This is a genomic window from Streptomyces venezuelae (assembly GCF_008642295.1).
GTDB lineage: Bacteria > Actinomycetota > Actinomycetes > Streptomycetales > Streptomycetaceae > Streptomyces > Streptomyces venezuelae_C.
The window spans coordinates 1094815-1110943 of the sequence record NZ_CP029190.1; the positions used below are offsets into that span (position 1 = coordinate 1094815).

7 protein-coding genes and 1 pseudogene are annotated in these 16129 nt (G+C 66.8%); 6 read left to right on the top strand and 2 right to left on the bottom strand.

What is annotated here, in order from left to right:
* Window positions 1-410: 410 nt before the first annotated feature.
* Window positions 411-2351, top strand: a complete 1941-nt coding sequence (locus DEJ50_RS04925) for a serine/threonine protein kinase (protein WP_411757576.1) — start codon at window positions 411-413, stop codon at window positions 2349-2351.
* Window positions 2352-2371: 20 nt separating this feature from the next.
* Here DEJ50_RS04925 and DEJ50_RS04930 read toward each other — a convergent pair whose 3' ends face one another.
* The gene (locus tag DEJ50_RS04930) at window positions 2372-3841 is read right to left on the bottom strand and encodes an ATP-dependent nuclease (protein ID WP_150206278.1); all 1470 of its coding nucleotides are present in this window, start codon (window positions 3839-3841) and stop codon (window positions 2372-2374) included.
* A 391-nt stretch (window positions 3842-4232) separates the two neighbouring features.
* Here DEJ50_RS04930 and DEJ50_RS04935 point away from each other — a divergent pair.
* From DEJ50_RS04935 to xerC, 5 genes and pseudogenes are all read left to right on the top strand, one after another.
* A pseudogene (locus DEJ50_RS04935) lies at window positions 4233-5397 on the top strand (IS3 family transposase).
* 428 nt (window positions 5398-5825) lie between these two features.
* Window positions 5826-6176 carry a hypothetical protein gene (locus DEJ50_RS34445; protein ID WP_223837602.1) on the top strand — a complete coding sequence of 117 codons (351 nt, stop codon included), beginning with the start codon at window positions 5826-5828 and terminating at the stop codon, window positions 6174-6176.
* Window positions 6173-8236 carry a DEAD/DEAH box helicase family protein gene (locus DEJ50_RS04945; protein WP_150206281.1) on the top strand — a complete coding sequence of 688 codons (2064 nt, stop codon included), beginning with the start codon at window positions 6173-6175 and terminating at the stop codon, window positions 8234-8236. The genes DEJ50_RS34445 and DEJ50_RS04945 overlap by 4 nt, the downstream gene beginning before the upstream one ends.
* The gene (locus tag DEJ50_RS04950) at window positions 8226-10943 is read left to right on the top strand and encodes a TerD family protein (RefSeq protein ID WP_150206282.1); all 2718 of its coding nucleotides are present in this window, start codon (window positions 8226-8228) and stop codon (window positions 10941-10943) included. The genes DEJ50_RS04945 and DEJ50_RS04950 overlap by 11 nt, the downstream gene beginning before the upstream one ends.
* 373 nt (window positions 10944-11316) lie before the next feature.
* Entirely contained in the window at window positions 11317-12276 is a 960-nt protein-coding gene (gene xerC, locus DEJ50_RS34450) for a tyrosine recombinase XerC (protein WP_223838071.1), read from the top strand.
* A gap of 113 nt (window positions 12277-12389) precedes the next feature.
* Here the strand turns inward: xerC and DEJ50_RS04960 are convergent, their stop codons facing one another.
* Window positions 12390-15680 carry an N-6 DNA methylase gene (locus DEJ50_RS04960; RefSeq protein ID WP_150206284.1) on the bottom strand — a complete coding sequence of 1097 codons (3291 nt, stop codon included), beginning with the start codon at window positions 15678-15680 and terminating at the stop codon, window positions 12390-12392.
* Window positions 15681-16129 lie beyond the last annotated feature (449 nt).

Below are 16129 nucleotides of genomic sequence, written 5' to 3' on the forward strand. Positions count from 1 at the left end.
ACGCCTTCGAAGCTGGGACGGCCTCCGCGGGGCCATGCATGTCGTCGGCGTAGGTGAACGGCGAGAGCGCCACGTCACCACGCACAATGCCGGGCACACCCTGCGTGGTCCTCAACTGGTCCCCACCGACCTGGCCGCGCTCCACCGTCAGACGGTCGGTGAGGCGTAGCCGCCTCGACCAATCGTCGAGCTGCCACCCCTCGTTGCGGCGGTCTGCAGATACCATCCAGTTTCCAGGCTTGGGGGACTCTTCTGATGGGTGCGTCCAGCCTCATCGCGCTCCATCGCAGAAGAGGAACGGACGTCCTGTGAGCAGTGCTCGCACTGGCGGGCGGGTGCAGCCTGCTCGTTCTGGTGACCCTAAGCGGGTCGGCCCTTACCGGATCATCGGCCGCCTTGGCTCGGGCGGCATGGGTACAGTTCACGCGGGCCTCGATTCGACTGGACGGCGGGTCGCCGTCAAGGTCGTCAACGCTGCGCAGGCTGAGGACCCCGAGTTCCGCGCCCGCTTTCGCCGTGAGGTCCAGCTATCCGCCCGCGTCCAAGGGCCGTGCCTCGTACCCCTGCTCTCGGCCGAACCTGACGCCGAGACCCCGTGGCTGGCCACCACCTACATCCCAGGCCCGACCCTCAACCAGCACCTGACCGCCCACGGTCCGCTCACCGGCGGCACCCTCTACGCCTTCGCCACTGGCACCGCCCAGGCCCTCGCGGCCATCCATGCCGCCGGCGTCGTCCACCGGGACGTCAAACCGCAGAACGTCATCCTCAACCCCGCCGGGCCCCGCGTACTGGACTTCGGCATCGCCCACGCCGCGGACGGCACGTCCGTCACGCGAACCGGCGTGACGACTGGCACCCCTGGATGGATCAGCCCCGAGCACTACCGCACCGGCACCGCTGGCCCCGAAGGCGACGTGTTCGCCTGGGGAGCTCTCGTCGCATACGCCGCCACCGGCCGCCTGCCGTTCGGCACAGGATCCCCCGACGTGGTCGCCTACCGCATCATGTCCGCCGAACCAGACCTCGACGGCCTACCCGAGGGACTGCGCGGAACCGTGGAGAAAGCACTCACGAAAAATCCCGGCGAGCGGATCACCTCCTCCTCGGCAGCGGAGGAGTGTGCCCACCTCCTCTCCGCTCAGGCAACCCAGGTACTTACCGTCGACTCAGGGCTGGAACCGACCACGGTCCGCGACTTCGTGGCCACCGAGTGGCACGTGCCCGGCGCGGAGGACCCCGCCTGGCAGGCTCCTGCCGCGTCGGCCCGCAAGCGCACGCTCATCGTCCTCGTTGCCGCGGCGGCCACCGGCGCTGCCGTCGCGGGCGGCATCGTGGCCTTCGACTCCAAGGGCCAGGTTTACCAGGACGCCAACTCAAAGGGCACGGTCAGCTCTGCAGCGCCCTCCGGCAGACCTGCCGCAGCCACGGCTTCCGCCACTACGGGCGAAATCAGGACCGTGGATCCGGTCGATCCACGAACCATCAAGGTCCCCATGGATCCACTGGCAGGAGTGCCCCACCCCGCCTACACCCGAGCCGGTGACGAGTCCCAGCCGCACCCCGACACATGGCGGACCAGCACGCACGCCAGCACTCCCCAGGAACAGGACGCCGAGCAGGCGATCCGCGACCACATGACATCCATGCTGGCCACCAAGGACATGGACTTCATGAAGCCCACGATCACGTTCAACCTGCGCGCGCAGACAGTGATCGTGACCGGCGGACCGGTCCCCCAGCTTCCCGAGAACTACCAGGAGGCATTTCGCCGGGCTGGGCACATGGCCGCCTGCACGGCCCTCGCCCACCGGCTCAAGGACAACCCCACCACCTGGCCCTATGGCCGCTTCTCCATCCACTGGAAGACATCCGACGGTGACCCCGAGGCAGCCGCGCTCGGCTACGGAGAAGCCACCAAGGGCTGCTTCAGCGAGCTCGCCGGCCAATGGCACGGCGACGAATCCGGCATGGCGACCGCAGAACTCCCCAGTAGCGACAAGGTAGAGATCCGCGTCGCCGACGCCACGGTCAAAGCCGTCACCGCCACCTGGAACGCCAACACGCCAGAGACAAACGAAACCCCCCTCAGCACACACGACGGCATCAATCTTGGCTTCGATCCCGTCGAAAACGCCGCATACGTATGGACCGACGACCCCAACAACCGTTTTGCCAGCCGCGCTGCTCAGTCCAACCTCAAAGGCGCCGTAGAGGAGGCCCTCTGCCGCAAACTCATGGAGGAGTTCAACACCAACAAGAGCTGGAAGTACACGCGCTGGACCGTCGCCGTCCGCAACGCGTACACCAATGGCCGCCAGTTCATCGGTTCCGGCACCTGCACTCCGTGAGCCGCTCAGAGCGGCGCAAGCTACCGCCTATCACCCACCTCCTTGCGGACGAAGCCGACGACTGCGTCGAAGTCCCCCGCCTGGTGAGCAGCCGCGTATGTCCGGCACGCAACGCTTATTACCGCGACTTCGTCCAGCATGAGACGCGCAGCCACTGTCTGGGCGTAGTCGTGGTGATCAGCCACGCCGGCAAGCACCTCGTCCAGGTCGATCGAGTACGGCACGTCTGCGAAGTGGCTCTTGACTGCGGGGTGTGCGAAGACCTCTTTCTCCGGTGGTTCGGTACCGGGCAGAGTCCGGACGCCGCCAGTCCCGTCATGCGGCATGTCTCCGTCGCTGAGCCCGACGGCGCGCACCTTCGCCTCGCGCAGCAACTTCACCGCCTTTGGAATCTCCTGACCGCCTCCGATGGTGAGGAACGAACAGCCAGTGAGAAGGTCGGGGTCGACCGTGCGGAAGATCTCAGTGGCGAGATGGCGCGCGAACTCATCCTCTACACAAACGGTTATACCGCCAGGGATACGGCCTTCCCGCTGGAGGTGCGAGTCGATCTGGTAGGTACTGAGCCCGTGCGTGGCCGTCACGTCTCCCGTTGGCGTGCGTCGCAGGTAGACGACCGAGTCGCGGCCTAGCTGTCCGAGGATCGCAGAGCTGTGCGTGGTGATGATGATCTGGTGCCCACGCCGCAGGGCCACCTCGACAAGATATTTGGCGAGGCGGACCTGAGCGTCGCCGTGCAAGGAGGTCTCGGGCTCTTCCAGGATAATGAGGCTCTTGGGCGGCGCCGTCTCCATGGTGTTCACCATGTAGAGCACTCGCCCCTCCCCGGTGCCCATGTGGTTCTCGGAGTAGCGTCGGCCGCTGCGACCCGCCATCGCGAGCGTCGCCGTCTTCTGCGTGGTCAGCACTTCGGTGAAACCCAGGTGTTCGTAGGGAACCGCCAAGATCCGCCCGACGTGGTTGGCAGCCGTCGCGTCGAGCGGATTCGCCTCTCCCAGCTCCAGACTGGACCCGCCGTAGATGGACAGATCACGCTTCTCAACCTTCGGTATGAACTGCGTGAAGCCGCGGTAGTAAGTGGCCCGCTCAGGCTGCCGCTTGTAGCCGGACCACTCCTTCACGGCCCGCGTCACTGTGACCTGTTGAACACCCAATCCGCTGTCCGCAGCGTAGAGGTACTGCACCTGGGCGCCAGTGGTGAAGGGTTCGGGATCAGCCACAGATACCGGGAAAAAGTAGGCCACGTAGTAGCGGTGCCAGGGGTGGTCAGTCGGCTGGCGGAACGCAGCTGCCGCGAGCTGCACGACCGTACTCTTCCCGGTGCCGTTCAGACCCGAGATGGCCGTGACGGGTGACTTGAACTCCAGGGTCAGGTCCGCCACGCCGCGAAAGCCTTGGACTCTCATCCCCAACAGCATCGGGCCGAACGTCGGGTATCGCGCCTTCTCGAACTTCGTACCCAGCTTTCGGACCCTGTCATCATGGCTCATCTACACATCATCCCTGGCCCTGCCAAGAATGTTACTGAAGAGCCCAGTTCGCAGGGCCTGCCTCCGGACGACAGGTGGATCATGTTGCCTGCGCGACGGCGTCCAAGAGGAGGTCGTCGCTCTGCCCCAGTTACAAGTGCGCCGACAAGCGATCCGGGGCCCGTCTAGCCTCGGTCAGCATTGCCGATCGTCTCGGCCACGCCGTAGGACCCCAACAGCAGCAGGTCCAGCATCTCGGACCGGCGCGCAGCGGAACCGGCCTGGACATGCGCGTGGACCAACAGCTCGCCGATCTGGTGACCCGCGCCCTGACGCCGCGATCGGGTCTGCCGCACGATCGGGTGACATCTGAACTGGCTTGCCCTGTGGGGCAGGTGGGAAGGATGTCGCTGTGCCCAAGCCTTATCCGGAAGAGTTCCGTCAGGACGTCGTGCGGGTTGCGAGGAAACGCGGCCCGGGTGTGACGGTTGAGCAGGTGGCCACCGACTTCGGGGTCCATCCGATGACGTTGTGGAAGTGGATGCGCCGGGCGGACATCGACGACGGCTCCAAGCCCGGGACCTCCAGCCAGGAGAGCGCGGAGCTGCGGGAGGCGCGTCGGCGGATCAAGCTGCTGGAGCAGGAGAACGAGGTCCTGCGCCGGGCCGCGGCCTATCTGTCGCAGGCGCATCTGCCGGGAAAAGGATCTACCCGCTCGTGAAGGAGCTGGCCGGGGACGGGGTGCCCGTCGCGGTGACGTGCCGGGTGCTCAAGCTCGCCAGGCAGCCCTACTACCGCTGGCTCGACAAGCCGGTGGCCGACGCTGTTGTCGAGGAGGCGTATCGCGCGAACGCGTTGTTCGGTGCCCACCGTGAGGACCCTGAGTTCGGCTACCGCTTCCTGGCCGATGAGGCCCGCAGCACCGGGGCCGCGATGGCGGACCGGACCGCGTGGCGGATCTGCCGGGACAACCGCTGGTGGAGCGTGTTCGGCAAGAAGCGAGGCCGGGGCAGGAAGGCCGGCCCACCGGTGCACGACGATCTCGTCCGCCGTGACTTCACCGCGGCTGGCCCGAACCGGTTGTGGCTCGCTGACATCACCGAGCACGCCACCGGCGACGGCAAGCTGTATCTCTGCGCGATCAAGGATGTCTTCAGCAACAGGATCGTGGGCTACTCCATCGATACACGGATGAGAAGTCCCGGCTGGCCGTGACCGCCCTGGACAACGCCGTGGCCCGGCGTGAACACGTCGACGGATGCGTCCTGCACACCGATCGCGGATCGCAATTCCGCTCCCGGAAGTTCCTCCGGGCGCTCGACGGCCACCGGATGGCCGGGTCGATAGGGAGGGTCGGGGCAGCCGGCGACAACGCGGCCATGGAGTCCTTCTTCAGTCTGCTGCAGAAGAACGTCCTCGACCGCAGGAAGTGGGCCACCCGCGAGGAACTGCGGATCGCCATCGTGACCTGGATCGAGCGGACCTACCACCGCCGTCGTCGGCAAGCCGCACTCGGCCGACTGACCCCCGTCGAATTCGAGACCGTCATGACCACACCGGCCCTCCAGGCCGGGTGACTCAACCTGTCACCCGAACCTGCATCAGACCCCTCAGTGGCACCGCATCAAAACGAAGCACCGCAACGCGAGCCGGAAGTTGCCAGTTGCCCTGCCGTCGTGCCCACCTGCTGTGACAATGGGTGCTGTGTGGGGCGTGGCGTGTCTGCTGAGCCGTATACGGAAGACGAGGGTGGGAACTGTTGAGGACGTGGTTCGAGCGAATGGCGTCGATCCCAGGCTTGGCCTTCACCGGCAGTCCTGGTGTCGTGAGGGATCAGCTACCCGGCGCCTCCGTCCGACCGGATGAGTCGTACAGCACACCTATGTGGCCGACCGCTGAGGGGAGTACCTCCGCGACCCCGGCCAGCCAGCACGTACCGTTCGACGCACGGGGCGCGGAACATCTCGCGAGCGTCTGGGAGGCCCTGGAGCTTCCGGGATCGGCCATGGACTACCACTTTGTCCTTCAGAGTGCGGTCGACCGTCTGTGGAGCGATCGACGTTCCTACGCTGCCGGGCTCGAGATGCTCGAGGTTTTCGCCGAGCTGGACCTGCAGTTGATGGAGGCCGCACCACAGGCGGTGTCGTTCGACGAGGACGTCCGTCCGGAGACGTTTGTGAGGGTCACGTCCGTGCCGCGCCTGATCTCGCTTCTCGAGCGCGAAGGGGCATTCACCGAAGCGTTGGCGCTGGCTCGCAGGCTCGCCCCTTTCAGGCAGGGCGAGGATGTGGTGGAGCGTCTTTTGGAGAAGACCGAGGCGCTGGCTACCGAGAGTGCCGCGGGGGGACTGGTATGAGCACTCGCCTTGACCAGCTGATCCCCTCTGCTTCGTATTTGGAGGAGGCCTTCCTCCGGTGGGTGCTCACCCCTGCCGTCGAACCGGGCATCGTGCCGCGGGTGCACAGCCAGCATCCGGTGGCGGTCAACGAGCGCTCCTACCGGCTGGACTACCTCATCGCAGGCGACTCGCTCCAACTTGCCATCGAGTTGGACGGATTCGCGTTCCACAGTGACCGCGCCGCGTTCACGTACGACAGGCTGCGCCAGAACGACTTGGCAGCCACCGGTTTGACCGTGCTGCGGTTCTCCTACGATGCCGTGCGTCTGGACACCCGTCGCTGTGTTGCACAGCTGCAGGCCATGCTCCGCCGCGACGTAGAGCTCTCCCCCTTTGTCGTCGCCGCGCCACACGTCGAGGTTCCGGACATGGCGGGCGATCCGATGCGGTCCGCCGATCCTCCGCGATACGGCCTGGAGGCTTCCGGCACCGCCTACTTCGACGGGGTCCGGCCCCTGGTGGACCGCGGGCCACTGAGAGCGTGCCAAGACGAAGCGTTGGGTGCGCTGGCCAATTACTACGCCTCCGGTGGCCGCCACGCAGCGACCGTGATGGCCGTCGGAGCCGGCAAGACCGCGCTCGGCGTGGCTGCCGCGCTCTCGTTCACCAGACGCCGTGCTCTCTTAGTGACGCCCGGCTCGGTGATCCGCGGCACCTTCGCCAAGGCCCTCGACCCCGGTGTACCGGGCAACGTCCTGTATGGGCTGGTGGGTGGGCCCTTGTTGCCCGGGGCCCGCCCGCCGCACGCCTTGGTGCTGGACACAGACGAGACGCAGATCAGCCACGTGACACGGGAACGACTGCTGGCGGCGGACGTTCTGGTGACGAACTTCCATGCCCTGGGCACCGGGGACAAGCCCGGGGACCTACTGGCGAAGCTGGCGCCGGACGACATCGACTTCATCGTGGTGGACGAGGCACACATCGCTGCCAGTGACTCCTACCAGCGGCTGTTCGCTCACTTCCGTCATGCGCGGACGTTGCTCATGTCGGCTTGCTTCAAGCGCCTGGACGGCAAGCCCATCGACGCCGACGTCGTCTACCGCTACAGGCTGGTGGACGCCGTCGCGGACGGCTCCGCGAAGAACCTGCGGGTCCACCGGTTCGCCCCGGATGCAGCGACAACGGTCTACGAGGCCGTGTGGCCGGACGGCCGACGCGAGGAGATCGTGGGCCGTGAGGCGCTGCTCGCGGCGCTCGGGGACGAGAGGAAGATCGCGCGGATCACCGCGCAGTCAGACGCATCGATCCACCAGGTCATGGCGGTGACGCGAGCGTGTCTGGATGCGCAGGCCAAGCTGCTCGCTCCGGTCAAGCCCCGGGTGCTGTTCTCGGCGATGGGTGAAGCTCACGCGCGCCAGATCGCTCGGATCGCCGAGGCCCACGGCATTCCCTGCGGGACGTTGCATCACAGCATGTCGGCGTCGGCGATTGCCGCGACCCGGCGGCGGTTCGAGTCCGATTCGGGTGATCTCCAGGGCATCGTGCAGCTTCGGATGCTCGGCCAGGGATACGACTTCCCGCCGATCACCGTGGTGGTGCCGGTACGGCCTTACGGCAGCTTCGGTGAGTTCTACCAGTTCGTGGGGCGTGGCGTACGTGTCCTGCGGCATGCGGGCGTGCCCGCTGGCGAGCAGTACATGGACGTGGTCTGCCACGCGGAACTGGGCCTCGAGGAACATCTGGAGGCCATTTGCGTGGACAACGACATGGATCCCGCGGTGTTGCTCGAAGCCCCGCTGATCGATGCCGCATCGCTGTCGGAGAAGGCCGAAGGCGAGGGGGGTGATGGGTCCGCGGGCGCCGGCCCGGCCGGGGTGGATGCGTTCGTGCTGTACGAACAGGGCCGCGTCGAGCAGCGTGTGGTGCACGACCTGGACCGGGTGGAGGCGAGACGAGCCGAGCGGGAGATGCAGCTGATGGCTCAACGCTACGCCGTTTATGCGCAGAGCTCCGTGACCCCCATGCCCTTCGAGCAGTTCGTCGAGTACGTGAGGAGGCTGACCGGTGGCCAGTGATCAGCTGCGATGGTGGCGGGACGCCCCCGGCATGAGCCCGGACGAGGCTCTCGTTCTGGAGACTGCCGCAGGCCAGGACCAGCGGTTCGCCGAACTCGACGGGATGGCCGCAAGACTCCTGGAGGCCGCACTCAACGGGCAGCCGATGGCCAGAGTCACCCAGGGTAGGGGCCCTCAGGCATCGGACACCGTCGAGCTGGTGGGGCTCGCGCCGCAGGAGCGACTCCTGTACACGGATGTGTTCGGCGTCCAGGAACAGCAGCGTCGGGGTGCCTGGTACCTACCGCAGAAGTTGTCGCTGAAGGCGGGTGTGGTGAACCTGCCACATCTGATGCGCCGACGCGCGGCTCACGCGATGACGGTGGCAGCGGACGACACTGCCCGGATCAGCACCGTGGACAGCGCCGATGCGGTGCTGCTGTGGGCGTTGTTGAACCCGTTGTTCGAGACGGTGATGGAACCCGTCCGAGTACGGGCAGCAGGCCCGGTCGGTTCGGCCGAGGACCAGCAGCAGCTATGGGACGAGATCGAGAGTCGCTTCGCTCGGCTAGGTCTGGCTCCCGATGTCCTGGCGCGCTTCCGTTTCGGGGCCGGCTGGCACCGGTTGGACCGGGCTGCGCAGCAGCGCGCACGCCTCGAGCTGTTGGACTCGCTCGCCGTCGGCGACCTGTCGCAGCTCGTCGCCCGCCATCGCATGACGCAGGTGCAGTCCCTGATGGAAGGCTTCACCAAGAAGGCCAAGTCCGCCAAGATCGGGACGGCCCTGGCGCGTCGTGTCTTGACCCGGGCCCTGCAACCTGTCGTCTCCGGCTACTTCTCGGGCGACTGGCTCGCCGTACTGGACTACCTCCAGGTGTCCCCGCACCCGGACGAGGAAGTCATCACCACGCTCCCCGAGCCCCGCCTGTACGTCGGCATGTCCTCCCAGGCGGCGACCATGGCGGCTGAGTCCGGGGTGGCGGAGGAAGAGATACACGCGGTACTCACCGCCTTCCTCGGGGGAACGTCCTCCCTCTCCCCGGTTGAGGAACGCGGTGACACACTGCGTGAGTGGTGGGTGGCTTTCGACCAGGCACACGCCGTTCAAGCCCCGGGTATGCGGTCATTGTGGGGATTGGTCGACGAGGAACTCATGACACAGTCCGGGAACGACCAGGGTTCCACTCCCCAGTTGTACCGGGACATCCTGCCCGCTGCCGTGAACGAACGCGTCGACCGGTTGTGGGACACCATGACACTTCAGCGCCATTCCCGCAGCATCGTGAGCAACCCGCGACCTCACCAGCTGATGGCAGACACCTTCGGCCCTGCAGTGGAGTTCTGGCACGGGGTTGCTCTCACCGCTTGGTTCGTCTGCGAGGGCCCCTCCTCCCGCACTTCATTGTCAGGTGTCGCCGACTACTACAGGCATTCCCTCGCCGCACTCCAGACCGCCGGCTGTCCGGTCGACCCCTCCCTGTTCGAAGAGCTGCGTACCGCCGAACGGCACCTGGGGCCGGAGGAAATGATCACGAGGGACGAGGGGTTCTCGGTCGGCACGCCCTTCGGTGACGTCACAGTGTCTTCGAGCATCGGTTACTCCACTCGTCGTGAGGGCTTCGAGCGCGTCCGCGACATCGTGACCCGGCACCGCCGCGCTTGGGCTGAGGAGCACCTCGCCACTTACCTCCAGCAGCGCTGGCGCACCGAGCTGGAAGACGTGGCCCGTGCCCATCACCGGTTCGTTGCCGCCAAGGGGCGTCCGCCCACCCTGATCCAGTTCGCCCAGTTCGCCACCACTGCGGCCAACCGCTGGACCGGCGGTGATCTGGGTGCCGTGTACACCGCCATTGGTGAGCCGGCCGCGGCCGAGCAGCAACGGCCCACCCGTCTGTTGACCTGCGACGGCTACGACTTCGCACGCAGGGTCTACGAGGCATTGGGCGGCAAGCCGCTCGCCCACGACACCTGGATGAACGACCCGGACGAGTCCCGCCGGCAGTGGCAGCTGAGCCGATTGGCCACGGAGAGCCTTCGCTATCTCCAGCTCCATGAAGCACTCGGTGAACCGCCTACCGCCAAGCAGTTCGGCGCACAGCGCATAGCCTGGCCCTGGCCCGGCGAGGAGGCCGAAGGGTGGCCGATCTTCCAGAGCGCGATCAGCGCACTCACCGACACGAGCCCTCCGGTGGCCGCGGGCCAGACTGCAGGCGATCTCCCTGCAGTCCGAGAGGAAAAGCTGGCCAAGGGAGGCAACTCCCCACTGCGAACAGCGCCTGTCACCGTGCGCATCATTGCCACCGGAGCGCCCGTTGACGTATCTGCAGTGCTCCTCGCTACCAACGGCAAAGTACGCAACGACAACGACCTGGTCTTCTACAACCATCCTCATCAGGACGGCGTACGAGCCGACGGTGACACGGTCACAGCCGTCCTGGGCAATGTCCCCGATGACGTCAGGAGCATCGCCGTCGTCGTCAGTATCGACCTCGAGGCCCGACCCACCGCGGTCTTCGACCAGCACACCACCTGGCGGGCCGAGGCTACCCAGCTGTCCCAAAACCTCCTGTCGTTCCAGCCGGAGCCCTTCGCATCGGGCGAGACGGTCACCGTCGCGATGGAGCTCTACCGGCACTCCGGCGGGTGGAAGGCTCGCGCCGTCGGGCAGGGCTACGACACCGGACTGGCCGGCCTGGCCACCGACTACGGCATCGACGTCGAGGCCTGAGCAGCCCGTCGGCATCGCTGCATAATCTGCGTCACCCCGATTCACCGCTACGGACCCGGAAGTCCCATGGCCTGCAACGCCTGCCGCAGCCGCTGACGACCGACGTGGTCACCGGCACTCTTCGCTGTCGCCCGGCATCCATGACGGGGCGATCGCCCCTCTCGGGACCCGGCACCGCCAAGATCCGGACCATCCCCGGGCCAGACCTCGAACCTGCGGCCCCAAAACCAATGTCTCCGCTGGTCAACGGCTTGCCGCTGCTGGACCACCAGGAGGCGAAGAATCTGCTGGGCGTCTCCGAAGCTAGGTCAAGGCGCGGCCCTTGGCGCTCTGCCAAGGGCGACGGGCTGGTCAGGAGGCTCTGGGAGGCGTGGTGGTCCCCTGTGGTCGCACGCTGAAAACATCCACACCCCCACCCTCGCCTCCCGGAGGCGATCCCCATGCGTACCAGCGTCGGCCGCGGCCGGATCTACCGCCGCTGCGGCTGCAGAGACCCCCAGCACCACCAGCTCGGCACCCACTGCCCCCACCTGACCACCGACAGCCAGCACGGCACCTGGAACTTCGCCGTCGACGCCCCACCCCAGGCCGCCACCGCACCACCGTCCGGCGCGGCGGGTTCCGCAGCCAGGACGCCGCCGAGCACGCTCTGGGCCGGCTCCTCGAGGGCGAAGCCGGCGGATACAACGCCGACCCCAGCCAGACCGTCGCCGCCTACCTCAACGCCTGGCTGGCGGCGAAGACCCTGGTGCTGAAGCCCACCACCATGGCCCGCTACCGCGACTACGTCCGCAACGACCTCATCCCCGCCTTCGGTACCCTCAAGCTCGACCAGCTCGCCCACCGGCACATCTCCGCCTTCGTCACCTGCCAGCTCGCCGCCGGCCGCGGCCGCACCACCCTCTACCGCTGCCTGGCCACCCTCTCCAGCGCCCTCGGCGACGCCGTCCGCCAACACCGCCTCCCCCACAACCCCGCCTCTCCCCCGGTCCTGCGCCGGCCGACCGCACCGAAACGACGCATCTGGACGGCGGAGGAGGCTGCCCGCTTCCTCACCTACTGCCACCAGGCCGACCCCGAGATAGCCGACCTGTTCGAGTTCCTCATCGGCACCGGCATGGGCAAGGGCGTAGCAGATCTTCTCTCCCGACGGGCTGTGGACCTGCGACCCCAGAACCCCGTCTGGAGCCGACAACGGCATAACGTCTGCCACTGGCTCAGGCAGACGGATGCACGGGGCGCGCCCCCCTACTACCGAACCCTCAAGCCGCTACTCGACACCCACGCCGAGCAACTGCCAAGGCGATCGACTGCGCCTGACCACGACGGATGACAGTCAGGGCACGATTCAGTGCGACCGTACTTAGCAGCCATACCCGGAGCTCCCGGACCTCTGATCGTACGATTGACCAGATCAAGCCCACATCATGGCGGGTAGGACAACCTTCAGGCGTCGTCCCGGGGAAACTTGTGGTCCCTGCCGCAGCGCAGTGTGATGTCCCCGCTCGTCCTGTCGAACTTGTGGAACAGGAACAGCTCCCGCGCGTCGCAGTCCTCGCAGACCTCCGCCCGAGCGACGGGCCACAAGGGCAACGGCCGGGGGGACGAGGGTCCTTCCACGTAGATGCGGTCCGGGTCAAGAGTGGTGGGGAACGAGCGCTCGAAGGGCTCCCAGTCAGGATGGCTTCCTTGGAGGCGCCGCCCGATCAGGGTGAATCCGCCGTTGCCGGTGTACGCGCAGGTGTCGACCAGCTCCCAGCGAAGGGCGGACAGCCAGCCCACCGATTCCAGGGCCGCCACAACCAGTGGCTGCAGAGCGTCGACCTCCCGCTCCAGCTTGTGTTCCGGCTGCACTCTGCTTGCGTGGCTCGAATCGTTCCTCATCCCGCGCAGTTCGCGCAGCGTTCCGAGCACACCGCCGGGGTCCAAAGCGCCTTCCAGCTCCGGAAGTTCGGGGATAGGCCCGGCCTTGACCAGGGCTTCGATCTGTTTCTCCCACGTTCCGAAGGTCGCGCCACCCTGTGAGAGGGACCTGTTCCTGCGGAGGGTGTCGATGAAGCCCTGGTCCCGGTGAATCTGGACCGCGACGGCAAGCACCCCGACACAACGAGCCACTCCCTCCGCGAGTTTCAGGAGAGCATCCTTGCGATGGGCCAGCGTCGTGGCGATGCGGTACTGCCGGGCCAGTGCCGCCACGTGGTACGGATAGGTCCACTCGGCCCGTCGGACCGGATCCCCGAGCGGCTGGACGAGCTCCTCGATGATGAGCGCCTCGTACCCGGAGGCCTTGGCCGCGCGGCGCATCTCGTCGAGGCCAGCCTGCACGCCGTGGAACACGTTCGGCAGGATCCTGGATGTCGTACTGGCCAGAGCCGCCTTGCCATGGTCGAGATCATCCAGATGTGCGTTGAACTCGGGGTCCTTGATCAGCTCGACGGGCACCGGCGAGTTCATGGCCACACGCGAGTACGGGCCGTCCTCTTCGCTCGCCCGGGTCCGCATCCATTCGCACAGAGCGCGCCCGCTGTTGCCGATCGGACGCAGCACGGTCAGAGCGGTCACGGCGTCCCCGAACTCCGCAGGCAACAGGCGCCAGTTGCCTCCCAATCCCACCACGTCACCGCCGGCGCAGGCGGCCACGGCCTGCCCCGGCCGGGGAGCCTCAGTGAGATCCGCTGCGGTCACCACCACCTGGAGGTCTCTGCCGCGCAGCAGGGGCAAACCCTCCATGGCCCTTCTGCCCGGTGAGCCGTTCGCTATGCGCCGTGCCACCGTGGAGAGCGGCCCGAAACCCGTGTCAGGACCGACGGCCAGGAACGGGGCCTGAGGCAGGGCATAGCCGATCTCGATGCCGACCTGGCCACGCAACACATTCGGGTACTCGGGCGCAATCTTCTGCTCGATGAACTTGCTCACGTCTTGTCCCAGAGGCAGCCTCACCTTGTGACGTAGCTCGGGATCCGGCAGCGGAAGTCCCCGCGCATCCTTCTGGAATTCGCCCTCCGGAGCCGATTCGGCCACGGCCTGACGTACTCTGCGCCACAACGCGGGCGGGAGCTCCGTCGGCAGACCCTTGTTCTTCAGTGCTGTCGAGAACGCGCCCTCGAAGGCGGACCAGGTGGTCCAGGTCTGACCACTCAATGCGCGGAGAGCGGCCACCAAGGCGTCCGCCCCGGCGAATCGGGCTGGCTTCCTCCATGATCCGGCATCGGTAACGGTGGCGGGATTCACCGTGAAGTACTGCCGGAGCGGCTGGTCAACCGTGACCTCCTGGTAGGCGAAAGAGTCCACGTCGAGCAACAAAGCCCCGTCCTCGCCGCCAGCTTCCTGCCCCTCGTCCGAGGTGCCGCCGTAGGCGGCTTCGTAGCGCTCCGCGAGGCGGGCGATGTTCTGGTCGGTTAGATAGTGCCGCTTACGGCCCAAGGGCCCGCGCAGTGTCGCGAAGTGCCCCCGCGCGTCCAACGCGATGACTTTGCCTCGCAGTCGAGGCGGCTTGCGGTTGGACAGCAGCCAGAGACACGCAGGGATACCGGTGTTGGTGAACAGATGCGCGGGCAGGGCGACCACGCCCTCCAGCAGGTCGTTCTTCAGTAGCCACTGCCGGATCTTCGACTCGTCCGAGCCGGTACCGCCCCGGTTCAGCAACAGGGCGGGAAACAGAAGGGCCGCCCGCGCACCGCCTTCGGCCGGAGGCCGCATATGGGCGACCATGTGCTGCACGAACAGCCAGGAACCGTCACTGACACGGGGCAGTCCAGCACCGAAGCGCCCGGCGGGACCCGACTCCTCGGCCTCGCGCTTCACTTCGTCCCGCGACCTGCGCCAGTCGACGCCCCACGGCGGGTTCGACAGCAAGTAGTCAAACTTCTCGCCGCGGTACCGGTCGTCGCTGAGAACGTCGCCGGACAGGATGCCCGTCGGATCCGCGCCTCTCATCATGCGTGCGGAACGGGCCATCGCACGACTCTCCGCATTGATCTCCTGGCCGAAGACCTGCACTTCGGCGAGACTGCCCATGCCACGCAGAAAGTCCTCGACGGTGGTGAACATGCCTCCGGTGCCGCAGCACGGGTCATGGACGGCGATCGGCCGACCCGCCCGGTCCAACGTCGCCACGTCCGGGCCGAGCAGCAGCCTTACAGCCAGCGCGGTCACGTCCTGAGGGCTCGTGTGCTCGCCCGATGCCTCCGGCGCCTCGTCGATGAGACGCCGGACCAGTTCCTCGTACTCCCGCCCCATCTCCTGGTCGGAGACGACATCAGGACTCAGATCGAGCTCGGCAAACCGGGACACCACCTGGTGCAGCACACCTGCCTTCGCCAACCGCCTTACCATGGATGCGAATTCGAACGCGTCCAGCGCGTCCACGACATCGGCGGAGAAGCCCCGTACAAAGCGCTCCAGCGCTTCGGCGAGGAGCGACTCGCCATCCGATGGCGTCTCGTCAACTGTAGTGAGCAATCCGCCGAGGCCGTCCGAGGTGTCCGGCGCACCGGCGGTCCCGTCCATTCCGGCCGTCGCCGCGTCCGGGGCGGGGGTCGCAAGACTGCTCTCCCCTTCTGCGTCCGTCACTCTCAGTCGCAGGTCTGACTCATGCCGACGCAGGCAGTCCATCCGGTGCAGCAAGGTGAACGAGAGGATCACCTTACGCCTCTGATTGGCCATTGTGCTGCCCCGCAGCAGATCCGCCACAGCCCAGCCGACATCCACCAGCGCGCGGATTCTGTCCCCAGCCACTCGCCCCTCCTATGCCCGGCGGCCACCCACCAGCCGGGTACCGATCATCATCTCACCCGGTGACCAGGTGTGATGGTGATCGGTGTGTCCGGGTCGCAGGTCTCGGTAACGTGCGCCACGAGGCCCCTTCAGCGCCAAGACATGGAGCGACAGCAGCCCCGAGATCGATCTGGCCGCCATCGTCGAACGCCTCACTCGCGAAGGGGCGCCAGGGTTCGATCGCGTCCGGAAACTCAACGAGTATTTCGCGGCCGCACCTGTATCCATCGAGGAACTGGTCGACTTCCGGAAAATCGAGACCGAGGAGATAGATGGGGTCCAAGTGCACCGCTTGGACCCCAGCGAACCGCTGGAGCAGGTTCTTCGCAAAATCCGAGCACGCCGGACAGCACCGTCTACGACGGCAGAAGACTGAACCGCTGTGCAGCGGACGGCGATGCTCGCGCCCA

Coding starts and splice junctions, on each gene's coding strand:
- DEJ50_RS04930 (WP_150206278.1), bottom strand. CDS start 3,841: ATGAGCCATGATGACAGGGTCCGAAAGCTGGGTACGAAGTTCGAGAAG.
- DEJ50_RS04925 (WP_411757576.1), top strand. CDS start 411: ATGGGTACAGTTCACGCGGGCCTCGATTCGACTGGACGGCGGGTCGCC.
- DEJ50_RS04945 (WP_150206281.1), top strand. CDS start 6,173: ATGAGCACTCGCCTTGACCAGCTGATCCCCTCTGCTTCGTATTTGGAG.
- DEJ50_RS34445 (WP_223837602.1), top strand. CDS start 5,826: ATGGACTACCACTTTGTCCTTCAGAGTGCGGTCGACCGTCTGTGGAGC.